This window comes from Aequorivita xiaoshiensis, assembly GCF_022008395.1.
Lineage (GTDB): Bacteria > Bacteroidota > Bacteroidia > Flavobacteriales > Flavobacteriaceae > Aequorivita > Aequorivita xiaoshiensis.
This window is the reverse complement of record NZ_JAIRBB010000004.1, coordinates 1-13,375: the sequence shown is the minus strand read 5'-3', so window position 1 is coordinate 13,375 and position 13,375 is coordinate 1. Positions and strand designations below refer to the sequence as shown.

At 35.0% G+C, this 13,375-nt stretch carries 12 protein-coding genes; all 12 read left to right on the top strand.

The annotated features are described in order from the left end of the window. Positions 1-34 precede the first annotated feature (34 nt). The gene (gene prmC, locus K8344_RS06600) at positions 35-892 is read left to right on the top strand and encodes a peptide chain release factor N(5)-glutamine methyltransferase (RefSeq protein WP_237607953.1); all 858 of its coding nucleotides are present in this window, start codon (positions 35-37) and stop codon (positions 890-892) included. A gap of 63 nt (positions 893-955) precedes the next feature. Further along, the gene (locus K8344_RS06595) at positions 956-1,546 is read left to right on the top strand and encodes an LOG family protein (protein WP_237607952.1); all 591 of its coding nucleotides are present in this window, start codon (positions 956-958) and stop codon (positions 1,544-1,546) included. A 129-nt stretch (positions 1,547-1,675) separates the two neighbouring features. Continuing rightward, positions 1,676-3,673 (top strand): NAD-dependent DNA ligase LigA, encoded by a 1,998-nt coding sequence (gene ligA / locus K8344_RS06590; protein ID WP_237607951.1) that lies wholly within the window; start codon positions 1,676-1,678, stop codon positions 3,671-3,673. Between the two features lie 135 nt (positions 3,674-3,808). Beyond that, the gene (locus tag K8344_RS06585) at positions 3,809-4,324 is read left to right on the top strand and encodes a DUF6913 domain-containing protein (protein WP_237607950.1); all 516 of its coding nucleotides are present in this window, start codon (positions 3,809-3,811) and stop codon (positions 4,322-4,324) included. A gap of 37 nt (positions 4,325-4,361) precedes the next feature. Continuing rightward, positions 4,362-5,237: a 4-hydroxy-tetrahydrodipicolinate synthase gene (dapA, locus tag K8344_RS06580; RefSeq protein WP_237607949.1), complete on the top strand. Its 876-nt coding sequence runs from the start codon at positions 4,362-4,364 to the stop codon at positions 5,235-5,237. Between the two features lie 138 nt (positions 5,238-5,375). Beyond that, positions 5,376-6,185, top strand: a complete 810-nt coding sequence (locus K8344_RS06575; RefSeq protein ID WP_237607948.1) for an outer membrane protein assembly factor BamD — start codon at positions 5,376-5,378, stop codon at positions 6,183-6,185. 10 nt (positions 6,186-6,195) lie between these two features. Beyond that, positions 6,196-6,525, top strand: coding sequence for a DNA-directed RNA polymerase subunit omega (locus K8344_RS06570; protein WP_237607947.1), 330 nt, complete (start codon positions 6,196-6,198; stop codon positions 6,523-6,525). 77 nt (positions 6,526-6,602) lie between these two features. Further along, positions 6,603-7,829 (top strand): bifunctional phosphopantothenoylcysteine decarboxylase/phosphopantothenate--cysteine ligase CoaBC, encoded by a 1,227-nt coding sequence (gene coaBC / locus K8344_RS06565; RefSeq protein WP_237607946.1) that lies wholly within the window; start codon positions 6,603-6,605, stop codon positions 7,827-7,829. Further along, entirely contained in the window at positions 7,822-8,712 is an 891-nt protein-coding gene (gene porD / locus K8344_RS06560; protein ID WP_237607945.1) for a type IX secretion system protein PorD, read from the top strand. Before coaBC ends, porD begins: the two co-directional genes overlap by 8 nt. A 104-nt stretch (positions 8,713-8,816) precedes the next feature. Further along, positions 8,817-10,469, top strand: coding sequence for a DNA repair protein RecN (gene recN / locus K8344_RS06555; protein WP_237607944.1), 1,653 nt, complete (start codon positions 8,817-8,819; stop codon positions 10,467-10,469). Between the two features lie 81 nt (positions 10,470-10,550). Further along, positions 10,551-11,369 carry an enoyl-ACP reductase FabI gene (locus tag K8344_RS06550; protein ID WP_237607943.1) on the top strand — a complete coding sequence of 273 codons (819 nt, stop codon included), beginning with the start codon at positions 10,551-10,553 and terminating at the stop codon, positions 11,367-11,369. 149 nt (positions 11,370-11,518) lie between these two features. Continuing rightward, positions 11,519-13,375, top strand: a 1,857-nt coding sequence (locus tag K8344_RS06545; protein WP_237607942.1) for a GEVED domain-containing protein, incomplete at its 3' end; no start/stop codon positions are given.

Genomic DNA, 13,375 nt, shown 5'->3' with positions numbered 1-13,375 from the left:
AAAAATCAATTTCAAGTAAAAATTAAGACAGCTTTTGAAAATTTCAGAATTAAAGAACTACTTTCACGAACAACTTTCAGGACTTTATCCTTCGGAAGAAATTCAAGCTTTTTTCTATATACTTGCTGAAGAATACCTGAATCTTTCTCGGGTTGATATTGCTTTAAACCCCAAAACAGAAGTCTCAGCAAACGATTACGATAGGTTTCAAGTGGCATTGTTTAAACTGAATAATCACGAGCCTATTCAGTATATAATAGGAGAAACAGAATTTTATGGGCTTCCATTTAAAGTGAATAAATACACTTTAATTCCTCGATCAGAAACAGAGGAGTTATTAGATTATATAATTTCTAATCATAAATCTACCACTCAGCATTCTGAGTCCGTTTCTATACTTGATATAGGTACTGGGAGTGGTTGTATTGCTGTCTCTTTGGCTAAAAATCTTTCATATGCTAAAGTGTCCGCGTTGGATATTTCAGAAAAGGCAATACAGGTCGCAACTGAGAATGCAGAAATTAATAATGTTAGGGTTGATTTTTTTCAAACAGATATTTTAAAAGTAACAGCGCTTCCAAAACTTTACGATATTATAGTTTCTAATCCACCTTATGTGCGGGAATTGGAAAAAGAAATGATGCAAGAAAATGTTCTAAGGCATGAGCCGGATTCAGCGTTATACGTGACTGATAGTGATCCATTGCTATTTTATAGATCAATTTCACGCTTAGCAAAAATACATTTAAAGCCTGGTGGAAAACTATTTTTCGAGATTAATGAGTACCTTGCTGATGAAATGATTCAGCTTTTAAAGGATGAAGGATTTAAAAAAATCGAGATGAAAAAGGATATTTTTGGGAAAGATCGCATGATGAAGTGTTTTAAGTAGTCTACTTAAAATTCGATATCCGTTGCACAAAAAGCCAATAAAACTGAGCAAAAAGATTTGACTATGAATAAACTTGAAAAATTATGTGTTTTCTGTGGAAGCAGTGAAGGTAATGACCTTGCAATAACTGCTGCTGCTGAAAAACTAGGAAAAATATTTGTTGAAAGAAATATAACATTGGTATATGGAGCTGCGAAGATTGGCGTGATGGGAGTTATAGCAAAAAGCGTTTTGGAAAACAAAGGAAAGGTTATAGGGATTATTCCAAGCTTTTTGAAAAAAAAGGAAGTTGTTCACCTAGGACTTACTGAGCTCATAACTACTGATAATATGCATCAACGCAAATTAAAAATGCAGGAAAATAGCGATGGCTTTATTGCACTGCCTGGTGGAATGGGAACTTTAGAAGAGCTTTTTGAAATTATTACTTGGCTTCAGCTTGGTTTACATTCAAAACCTATTGGGTTATTAAATGTCAATGGTTTTTATAACGATCTTATAAAAATGTTGGAAACCATGGTGCGTAAGGGATTCCTGTCTATGGATAACTACAATTTGCTTCTAGTGGATTCTAATCCTCAGCAACTTCTTGATAAAATGGAGAAATTTAAGCCTACCGAACAGCCAAAATGGTTGAATGAAGATAGAACGTAAGAGTCATTTAGATTAAATTTGTTCTTTAATTTAAGGATTAAAGAATTAATTGGAGGAATTTTGCTTTTTTCGATATGTAAATTAGGTCTCTTCGCTTTTATAATAGTCCTTTAGTTTTATATTTGTTGTATGAATATTGAACAGCAAATTACATCGCTTCGCAACGAATTAAGAGAGCATAACTACAACTACTACGTGCTTGATAATCCAACTATTTCCGATTTTGAATTTGATCAAAAACTGAAACAACTTCAAGATTTAGAAAAAGCACATCCAGAATTTCACGATCCAAATTCGCCAACATTAAGAGTTGGTGGTGAAATCACTAAAAATTTTAAAACCATTCCGCATACTTTTAGAATGTATTCTTTGGATAATTCTTACTCAAAAGAAGATTTAGAAGACTGGGAAAAGCGTATTGCAAAAATGGTGGATGGCAATGTGGAATTCACTTGTGAGCTAAAGTACGATGGAGCTTCAATAAGTCTTACTTATGAAAATGGTAAGCTTGTAAAAGCGGTTACTCGTGGTGATGGTTTTCAGGGGGATGATGTTACGGCAAATGTAAAAACCATACGTTCAGTTCCTTTACAATTAAAAGGAGATTATCCGTCATTATTTGAAATTCGAGGTGAAATTGTTTTGCCCTTTGAGGGTTTTACAAAAATGAATGCTGAAAGAGTTGAAGCAGGAGAGGAACCTTATAGAAATCCGCGAAACACTGCATCGGGTAGTTTAAAACTTCAAGATAGTGCCGAAGTGGCAAAACGTCCGTTAGAGTGTTTGTTGTATAGTTTAGTGGGGGAAAGGCTTCCTATAAAAACCCAATTTGAGAGTTTAGAAAAAGCAAGACTATGGGGTTTTAAAGTGCCAAATGAAGCCAAGCTGGCAAAAAGTTTGGATGAGGTGTTGACTTTTATTAATTATTGGGATATTCACCGTCATGAATTACCTTATGAAACAGATGGGGTGGTTGTAAAAGTTAACAATCTTCAACAACAAGAAGAGTTAGGTTATACAGCAAAATCTCCACGTTGGGCAATGGCCTACAAATTTAAAGCAGAGCAGGTTTCCACGGTTTTAAATCAAATTACTTATCAAGTTGGACGAACGGGAGCAATTACTCCTGTTGCAAACTTAGAGGCGGTTGAATTGGCTGGAACTATTGTAAAAAGAGCTTCGCTTCACAATGCAGATCAGATTGAAAAACTCGATGTTCGAGAAGGCGATACAGTTTTTGTAGAAAAAGGAGGAGAGATTATTCCGAAGATAATTGGTGTAGATTTTACCAAAAGAGATCCTAATTCGCAGTCCACTCAATATATAATTGAGTGTCCAGAATGTAGTACACCGTTAGTGCGTACAGAAGGTGAAGCGCAACATTATTGTCCTAATACCGAAGGTTGCCCACCTCAAATTATTGGTCGAATTCAACATTTTATTTCGCGAAAAGCGATGGATATAGAAGGGCTAGGAGGTGAAACAGTTGCATTGTTGGTAAACAATGGATTGATTAATAACTACGCAGATCTATATCTTTTAAAAGCTGAACAGATTATTCCGTTAGAGCGAATGGCACAAAAAAGTGCCGAGAATATTGTAAACGGGATTGAAGCTTCAAAACAAATACCTTTTGAAAGAGTTCTATTCGGTTTAGGAATTCGCTACGTTGGAGAAACAGTGGCTAAAAAACTAACAAAACACTACAAAACGATTGATGCTCTAATTAACGCTTCGGAAGCAGATTTAGTTACTGTAGATGAAATTGGAGAGCGAATTGCTCAAAGTGTAGTGTCGTTTTTCGCTTCAGAAGAGAACCTTACTACCATTGAAAGATTGAAGAGCTACGGCGTTCAGCTAGAAATTTCTGCCGATGAGCTTGCCAATCAAACAGACACTTTAAGCGGACAGATTTTTGTGGTTTCTGGTGTTTTCACAAAGGTTTCGCGTAATGAACTCAAAAAGCTAATTGAGGATAATGGAGGGAAAGTTTCAAGCGCTATCTCTTCTAAAACAAATTTTGTAGTAGCGGGAGACAATATGGGCCCTAGTAAAAGAACCAAAGCCGAAAACCTAGGAGTGGCAATTATCTCTGAAGACGAATTTCTTGAAATGATTAATTTCTAATAGGAAATATAGAATAAAAGCTTTTATAAATAAATCGTGTTAAATTTGGAATTCAAAACTTCAAAAATGTATTTCAATTTCAAGGTCTAATAATCCTTTATTATATTATTTTTGAGAGGCAAAATTATGCTTTCGATGCTGAAAAAAATCAAACTTAAATCTTTAAAAAATCAAACTGCTAAAAGCTTAGAATCACGCGATTTTTCTCAGAGAAATACGCCTTTAAGGTCCTTAGGTTTTTTGGTTGATGAGTCGTATTTTGACGACCTTCAAAGGTTTTACGATTTTGGAGCCTCCCTAGGTTTGCAAAGAAAAGATATCAAAGTCTTTACTTTTATGGAAACCCGAAAAAAGCTGCCCACTTTAAGGCAAAACCAAATTACCAACAAAGAGTTTAACTGGAGAGGTAATATTAATAATCAAATAGCTAGAGAATTTTTGGATTTCGATTTTGATGTATTAATTGGATTTACAAATACGGAAAATGATTTTTTAGATGCCTTAATTGCACAAAGCAAAGCAAAGTTTAAAATAGGATTTAATGGAGCAGATGAAAGACTTTTTGACTTGATGTTGGCTGTAGATCCTAAAAATATAGCTGACTTTAAAACTGAGGTAACTAAATATTTAAAAGTCTTAAAAAAAATATAGATTACATTGTGATCTTAATAAATAATAAAATACTAACATGAAAGAATTAATAGGGACTGGAGTTGCATTAATTACCCCATTTAAGAGTGATTTTTCGATTGATGTAGAAGGACTTAAAAATGTAGTAAACTTCAATATTGATAATGGTATTGATTACTTAGTAGTTCTAGGAACTACAGCAGAAAGTGCGACCTTGTCTAAAGAAGAGAAACAGTTGGTTATTGACACCGTAGTTTCTACAAATAGTGGAAGGCTCCCTTTGGTAATAGGTATTGGAGGTAACAACACTAAAGAGGTTATTGCTGAGATGAATCAACGTGATCTTTCTGCTTTTACTGCAATACTTTCAGTGTCTCCTTTTTACAACAAACCAACGCAGGAAGGAATATATCGGCATTTTGCTGCCGTAGCAAAAGAAGCTCCACTTCCTGTGGTTTTATATAATGTACCTGGTAGAACAGCATCAAATATGTTGCCTGAAACTGTAATTCGTTTAGCAAATGATTTTGATAAAATTGTGGGTATTAAAGAAGCTGCAGGAGATATTGTTCAGGCTATGAAATTGATTTCTGGCTGCCCAAAAGATTTCTTAGTTATTTCTGGCGACGATATGATTACCTTGCCTATGGTGCTTGCGGGTGGTGCTGGAGTTATATCGGTTATAGGAGAAGGATTTCCAAAAGAATTTTCAAAAATGGTAATGCTTGGTCTTGATAAAAAAGTAGATGAAGCTTATGAAATTCACTATAAAATTGCCCCTGCAATCGATTATATTTTTGCAGAAGGAAATCCAGCTGGAATTAAAGCTGTATTCAAAAAACTAAGAATTTGTAATGATACTGTAAGGCTACCTCTGGTTGGTGTAAGTGATGGATTGAGAGCTAAAATAGATTCTTTCATTCAGGAGTTCTAGATCTATAAGAATTCGATATTGCGTTAAATTTTTCAAAAGGTGTGTAAATAATAGCTTTTAGGGCAATAATTTAGCGTAATAATAAGTTTTGTTGAATCCCGTTTAATTGCCTATTTTTGCACGATGTTTTTTAAGCCTATGAGATTACCTTTTTTTATAATACTTTGTCTTACAATTTTACTTTCATCTTGTAGTCAATACCAAGAGGTGTTGCGTAAGGATGACATTGGTAAGAAATACGCTTTTGCAGATTCGCTCTATCAAATGGGTAAATATCGTAAAGGGTTAAAATTGATGGAACAAATTGTTCCGTTATACAGAGGTAAACCACAAGGTGAAAAACTAATGTTTATCTATGCCAATACGTACTACAATTTAGAAGATTATTACCTTGCTGGTTATCAGTTTGAGCGTTTTACACAAGCTTATCCACAAAGTGATAGTGTTGAGGTAGCGTCGTTTAAATCGGCAAAAAGTTTTTACGAACTTTCTCCTAGGTTTTCATTAGACCAAAGAGATACTCATAAAGGTTTGGAAAAACTTCAGGAATTTATAAACACATATCCAAACTCTGATAAGAGAATGGAAGCTAACGAACTTGTGGCTGAATTGCGTGAAAAACTTGAGAAAAAAGAATTTAAAACTGCAGTACAATATCTGCATGTAGAGGATTACAAGTCTGCAATTGAAGCTTTTGATAATTTTATAACAGATAATCCTGGATCTATTTATAGAAGAGAAGCGTTTTTTAATCGTTTCGTTTCAGCTTATAAACTTGCAATAAATAGTATTCCAAGTTTGGTGCAAGAGCGATTAGATATTGCAAAAGGACATTATAAAAATTTCATGAAATATTACAAGGATACAGATTTAGCCTCTGAAGCTGTTGAAATATATGAAGATATAGAGCGCAGAACTGTAACCGAAGAAACAACACCTACTATTTAATTAATTTACTATGGATATTAAAAACTCAGAAGCACCTGTTAACACTGTCACTTTAGACAAAAACTTAATTGATGCTCCAACAAACAACATTTACGAAGCTATTTCTATTATTTCGAAAAGAGCGACGCAAATAAATGCCGATATTAAGAAAGAGCTTTTAGAAAAACTAGATGAGTTTGCAACTTATAACGATAGTTTAGAGGAGATTTTTGAAAACAAAGAACAAATAGAAGTTTCAAAATTCTACGAAAGATTACCAAAACCACACGCTTTAGCAGTGCAAGAATGGTTAGAAAATAAAATTTACTACAGAAATACAGCTGACGAAGTAGTAGAGTAAAAGTTTAAAGAAAATAGCTCAAAGTTGAAAATTATTTTAGCTTTGAGCTATATATTTATAATTTGAAAAATTAGATAATGTCTGTTTTGAACCGGAAAAATATCTTGCTTGGCATTACCGGCGGGATTGCCGCGTACAAAGCAGCTTTTTTAGTTAGGCTTCTTGTTAAAAAAGGAGCTAACGTAAAAGTTGTAATGACTTCTTCTGCCAAAGATTTTGTTACACCTTTAACGCTTGCCACGCTTTCTAAAAACGAAGTATTTTCATCTTTTACAATTGAAGATACTGACAGCGAAGGCAACCGTGAGGCACAATGGAATAACCATGTTGAGTTAGCACTTTGGGCAGATTTAATGTTGATTGCTCCAGCTACTGCAAATACGCTTTCTAAAATGGCAAATGGTGGCTGCGATAATTTGTTACTCGCTTGTTATCTTTCTGCAAAATGTCCTGTTTATTATGCTCCGGCAATGGATTTGGATATGTATCAGCATCCAACTACAAATCAAACATTTGAAAAATTAGAAAGCTTTGGGAATATTCAGATTCCTGCGGCTTTTGGTGAACTTGCGAGTGGGTTAGTAGGCCAAGGAAGAATGGCAGAGCCTGAGAAAATTGTTTCTTTCTTAGAAAATGATATTCTTGGTAAGCTTCCACTTCGAGCTAAGAAAATATTAATCACAGCTGGCCCAACCTACGAAGCAATCGATCCTGTTCGGTTTATTGGAAATCACTCTAGCGGGAAAATGGGATATTCCATTGCCGAAACAGCAGCGGAATTAGGTGCTGAGGTTGTTCTAATTTCAGGACCATCTTCCTTAAAGCTGGAAAATGATTTTGTAAAATTAATTCGCATTACTTCGGCCGAAGAAATGTATCAAGCGGCTCATAAATATTTCGATGCAAGTGATATCGCAATACTAAGTGCAGCAGTTGCAGATTACAGACCTGCAGAGGTTTCTTCAGAAAAGATTAAAAAGAAAACGGATAATCTTACAATAGAGCTTACAAAAACAAAAGATATACTTGCTTCACTAGGTGCGATTAAGAAAAAGCAATTTCTAGTTGGATTCGCATTGGAAACTCAAAACGAGGAAGAAAATGCAAAATCGAAACTCAAAAAAAAGAATTTAGATTTAATTGTGCTAAATTCGCTACGAGATAAAGGTGCTGGTTTTAAATCGGACACCAATAAAGTTACTTTAATAGCTAAAGACAATAAAATGTTGCCTTTCCCTGTTAAACCTAAAATAGAAGTAGCTAAAGATATTTTAGAATATATTATAGAAAACATCCATGCGTAAACTATTATTTTTTATACTATGCACCGCAATTATAGTTCCTGCAACCGCGCAAGAATTAAATTGTACGGTAACTGTTGATGCTGAAAAAACGGGACAACCAAACCTACAGGTTTTTAGTACACTACAGAGTCAATTACTTGAGTTTATAAACAATACAAAATGGACAGATAAAGTTTATAAAAATCAAGAAAGAATTGATTGTAATATGACCTTGGTAGTCAATAGTTACGAAGGTGAAACTTTTAGCGGAACACTTCAAATACAATCTTCTAGACCTGTTTATGGCTCTACATATGACTCTCCTGTTTACAACTATTACGACAAGCAGGTTACATTTAGATATAAGGAGTTTGAACCATTAGCGCTTAATCTTAACTCATTCGATTCTAATCTTATTTCGGTTATTGCATTTCACGTTTATACAGTAATTGGGCTTGATGCCGATACGTTTAGTCCTGAAGGGGGAAGGCCTTATTTTGAAATCGCTAAACAAATAACGAGTACTGCGGCTTCTAGTAGTTATTCTGGTTGGAAAGCTACTGATGGTAACCAAACAAGATATAGTTATAACGATGCCTTATTATCTTCTGTTTATAAAGATTTTCACGATGCAATGTATATGTATCACCGTGAAGGAATGGATAAAATGGAGTCTAATCAATTAGAAGGTAAAAAAGTTATAGCCGATGCTATTAACAGATTAAAAGGAATTAGCGATAGACGTCCAAATTCATATTTAGTTCGTACTTTCTTTGATGCAAAAACTGATGAAATTCAAGCTGTTTTCAGTGGAGGGCCCAAAGTTGATATTACTAAACTAGTAGAAAACTTAAATAGACTTGCTCCTACAAAACGCAGTAATTGGTCCGAGATTAAGTATTAATTTCAACGTTAAGCTACATACGGTTAAACGCGAGAATTTTAATTCTTACTTAATCTAACTTCTTAAACTCTCACCACTTAATTTTAATGTCATACATTTAAAATATGTTAACTACCCTTGCCATAAAAAACTATGCGCTTATTGAAGATATACGTGTAGATCTTCAAAAGGGATTAACTATTATTACCGGTGAAACTGGAGCAGGAAAGTCGATACTTCTAGGTGCTTTAGCTATGCTTCTTGGTAAAAGAGCAGACCTAAGCAATATAAAAGATTCTTCAAAAAAATGTATAATTGAAGGTCATTTTTCAATTGTAAATTATGATTTACAATCCATTTTTGAAGAAAATGATTTAGATTACGACGCTCATACTATTATTCGAAGAGAGATTTTGCCTAGTGGTAAATCAAGAGCATTCGTAAATGATACTCCAGTGGCTTTATCTCAACTTCAGGCCTTAGCACCGTTTTTAATAGATATTCATAGTCAGCATGAAACTTTGGAAGTGGTTTCTGAAAGTTTTCAGATGGAGGTGATTGATGCTTTGGCTGGTAATGATGAATTATTAAGCACTTACCAATCACAGTTTTTAGATTATAAAAATGTTTCAGAAAAACTAACTGGTCTAAAACACCAAAAAGAAGAAGCTGCTAAAGAATTAGATTACAATAGTTTTCTCTATAACGAATTACAGCAAGCAGGGCTTGATAAAATCGATCAAACGGAATTGGAAGAAGAGTACGAAACTCTTAATAATGCCGAATCTATTAAAGAAGCATTTGTCACTGTAAATCAGTTGTTAGACCAAGAGCAAATTGGTTCAATTTCTACGGCCAAAGAAGCTCGAGTAGTATTAGGGAAGATTAAAGGGTTTTCAACAGCATTTGAAAGTTTATGGGAGCGTTTAAACAGCGTTATTCTCGAACTTGAAGATATCGGAGTTGAAGCAGCAAATACTTCAGAGAAAATTGAAGCTAATCCTGAAGAACTTTTTAGGATAAATGAAAAATTACAAACTCTATATAAACTTCAGCAAAAACATGCTGTTGCTACAGTCGCAGAATTACTTGTGATAGAAAAAAATCTTGAAGAAAAAGTAAATACAACTTTAGGCTTAGATGCTGAAATTGAAGACTTAGAAAAGCAAATATCTACGCTACGGTCTAAGGCTTTACAAACTGCAAATTCGCTCCATACTAAAAGAGAAAAGGCTATTCCGGTTTTAAAGAAAAAGCTTGAAGAAACACTAGTTCCTTTAGGTATGCCGAATGCACAATTTAAATTTGAACTTGTGGCTTCAGAAACTTTTAAAGGGAATGGTACCGATTCATTGCAGTTGTTGTTTACTGCAAATAAAGGTTTAGCATTTGGCCCCTTAAGAAAAGTTGCTTCCGGTGGTGAAATGAGTAGAATAATGCTTGCCATAAAAGCAGTGCTTGCTTCATATAAAAAACTACCAACTATTGTTTTTGATGAAATAGATACAGGGGTTTCGGGAGAAGTAGCAAACAAAATGGCTGTTATAATGCGAAATATGGGTGATAAAATGCAATTGATTAGTATTACGCATTTACCACAAATAGCAGCAAAGGGCCAGCAGCATATTAAGATTTACAAGGAAGATGTACAAAATATAACATCTACTCATCTTAAGGTATTAAATACAGATGAACGAATTCTAGAAATTGCCCAAATGCTTGGTGGCAAAAAAGTAACCGAAGCAGCGATGGCTAATGCCAAAGAATTATTGAATTAAAATGTATCTTTACGATTCAAAGTGTGTACTTTTATATTGGTATAACACTATAATATATTGATAACTATTAACATTTAAAATATGTCTTATAATTTACTTAAAGGAAAGCGTGGAATCATCTTTGGAGCTCTTGACGAAAATTCTATAGCATGGAAAACTGCTGAACGCGTACATGAAGAAGGTGGGAGCTTTGTGCTTACTAACGCGCCTATCGCTCTGCGTATGGGTCAAATAAAAAAACTTGCTGAAAAAACAAATTCTGAAGTTATTCCGGCAGATGCAACAAACTTGGAAGACCTTGAGAATCTAGTTACTAAGGCAACTGAAATTTTAGGGGGTAAATTAGATTTCGTATTGCATTCAATAGGGATGTCGGTAAACGTTCGAAAAGGTAACCATTATACAAATCAGAATTACAACTTTACGCATAAAGGATGGGATATTTCGGCAGGTTCATTTCACAAAACTATGCAAGTGTTATATCAGAAAGATGCTATGAATGAGTGGGGTAGTATTATTGCGCTAACCTATATGGCATCCCAGCGTGTGTTTCCAGACTATAATGATATGGCCGACAATAAAGCGTATTTAGAGAGCATTGCGCGTAGCTTTGGGTATTTCTTTGGGCGTGATAAAAAGGTGCGTGTAAACACAATTTCTCAATCTCCAACTCCAACTACAGCTGGACAAGGAGTGAAAGGTTTTGATGGCTTTATGAGCTATGCTGATAAAATGTCGCCACTAGGAAATGCAACTGCTCTTGACTGTGCAAATTATACGGTAGCAATGTTTAGTGATCTTACTAAAAGAGTAACCTTACAGAACTTGTATAACGATGGAGGATTCTCTAATATGGGAGTAAGCGATGCGGTAATGGAAGCTTTTGTTGAAGGGAATTAAAAATTCTAATTTTTTTACGAAATTATCAATCCTGTGCAGTTTACTGTACAGGATTTTCTTTTTATCATCAAATTTGTTATTGTATCTTTTGTTTGTTAACAATATTTTAAATACATTTAAAGTATTATTAACTAAATACTTATCAAATTATGAAGAAAAGTACTCTCATTGGGTGCTTCATCGGCTTGCTTGCACTTACGATGAATGCCCAGGTTACTCAGCCTTCTACTTCCACGACCATTACCGGTACCACGAAGACAGAAGTCCAGAAGAAATCCAACTCCTCCATACAGGATTTGTTGGTAAGGTATAATAATGTCGGGAAGTATAATGGTTCTATTTCCGATCATTTTACGGCAGAGGAGCAGCAAATGTTGCGATCCTATTTTAAAGCTCAAAATAGCACTACAAATAGTGTAAGAGGTGTAAACTCAACTATCAATTCTGACGCACCGAATAGTCTTTTAGAATATTCACGGTTAAATGGTACGGTAAATACGAACCCATTTTACCAAAGATCTTCTAATAACGGTAATTCTGCAAGAATATCGGATGCGCCACTAACACTTTCAGAACAGGCCATTGCAAATGGATATGTTAACAGTAATCCAAGGTATCAAAACGCTATTGGTCTTACGTCTTTAGAGCAAGCAGAGATTTTAGCCGCTGAAGCTGCTGCACAGCAAAGAGGTACTCCTAACTTTAACGTTCAAAACCAGGCTACTCAAAATAGAGTTTTATCTCAAATTGTACCTACTGCAGGTGCAACTGAAACTTTTGCAGTAGTACCAGGGGATTTCTTTTATGATCCATCTGATGGTACGACTGGAGGACCGGGTGGGGATTGTTCTACTACATCCTCAGGAGACCCTGGTGATTATCCTAACTGTGGTTGTGCTACAATTACGACATTGACAGGTACTGATCTTTCTGTAGAATTTTTATCGTTTAGAGTATTTGGGAATTTTGATTACTTAAATATTTATGATGGTCCAGACACAAGTTCACCTCAAATTTACGATAGCAATTTAAATAGCGATACAGATGAACTTGCAGGGATGATAGCTGCAAATGGATCAGCTGTATTTACATCTACAACTGGTGCTTTAACTTTTGAATTTTATGCCACTTCAGTAGTTAATACTTGTGGATGGGAAGTTGAAGTTCTTTCTGGTGGAGGTGGAGGATCTTTCCCTGCTCCATATTGTGGGCCTATAGAATTTAACAATGCTGTAGAACCTATTACCTTGGTTGAGGTAGCAGGAATTAGTAATGTTTCTGATGCTACGATTGATGGGTCTCCTGCGCACGAAGATTTTACAGCAATTAGCGGTGATATGGAAGAAGGAATGTCTTATCCAATTGCCTTAGAGGGTAATACAGGTGGTACTTTTACAAATAGTTTTACTGTATTTATAGATTGGAATCAAGATGGAATTTTGGATAATGCGAGTGAACGATATGAAATTGGAACAATAAGTGGTTCTACTGGTACAGACGGACAACAAGCTACTGGCACAATTGATGTTCCTGCAGGGGTTCTTGAAGGACCAACTAGAATGCGAGTTATAAAGAAATTTCTCTCTAGTTATGCTACAGATTCTTGTGATCCAGGTTCAAACTACGGACAAGCCGAAGATTATACTATTAATGTAACTGCTGCAGGTGGTGGTGGAACAGGAGGTCCTTGTGCTACTACAGGGCCAAGCAATGGTTTTGAAAATGGAAAGAGTTTCCTTAAAAACCTAGGACGTATTGTTGCTCATGACTTAACTGTTGTTGACGGTGAGAATATGACTTTAGAGTCAATTACAATAACAGCATTTATTGGAGCTGAAGGTTCTGGAGTTAATGCTGATAATGTTGATGTATTTATTTACGCAGACGATGGTTCTGGCGCTCCTGGAGCCATAATTACTTCGCAAACAAATTTAGTTCCAGATTCACAAACCGTTATTGGAAGTAACTTTGGATTTGATGCTTGGAGTGTTGTACTTGATATAGCT

Bases quoted from the DNA above. Each gene is read 5' to 3' on its own strand.
- coaBC (WP_237607946.1), top strand. From the start codon at position 6,603: ATGTCTGTTTTGAACCGGAAAAATATCTTGCTTGGCATTACCGGCGGG.
- K8344_RS06550 (WP_237607943.1), top strand. From the start codon at position 10,551: ATGTCTTATAATTTACTTAAAGGAAAGCGTGGAATCATCTTTGGAGCT.
- dapA (WP_237607949.1), top strand. From the start codon at position 4,362: ATGAAAGAATTAATAGGGACTGGAGTTGCATTAATTACCCCATTTAAG.
- K8344_RS06570 (WP_237607947.1), top strand. From the start codon at position 6,196: ATGGATATTAAAAACTCAGAAGCACCTGTTAACACTGTCACTTTAGAC.
- K8344_RS06585 (WP_237607950.1), top strand. From the start codon at position 3,809: ATGCTGAAAAAAATCAAACTTAAATCTTTAAAAAATCAAACTGCTAAA.
- recN (WP_237607944.1), top strand. From the start codon at position 8,817: ATGTTAACTACCCTTGCCATAAAAAACTATGCGCTTATTGAAGATATA.
- K8344_RS06595 (WP_237607952.1), top strand. From the start codon at position 956: ATGAATAAACTTGAAAAATTATGTGTTTTCTGTGGAAGCAGTGAAGGT.
- ligA (WP_237607951.1), top strand. From the start codon at position 1,676: ATGAATATTGAACAGCAAATTACATCGCTTCGCAACGAATTAAGAGAG.
- porD (WP_237607945.1), top strand. From the start codon at position 7,822: ATGCGTAAACTATTATTTTTTATACTATGCACCGCAATTATAGTTCCT.
- K8344_RS06575 (WP_237607948.1), top strand. From the start codon at position 5,376: ATGAGATTACCTTTTTTTATAATACTTTGTCTTACAATTTTACTTTCA.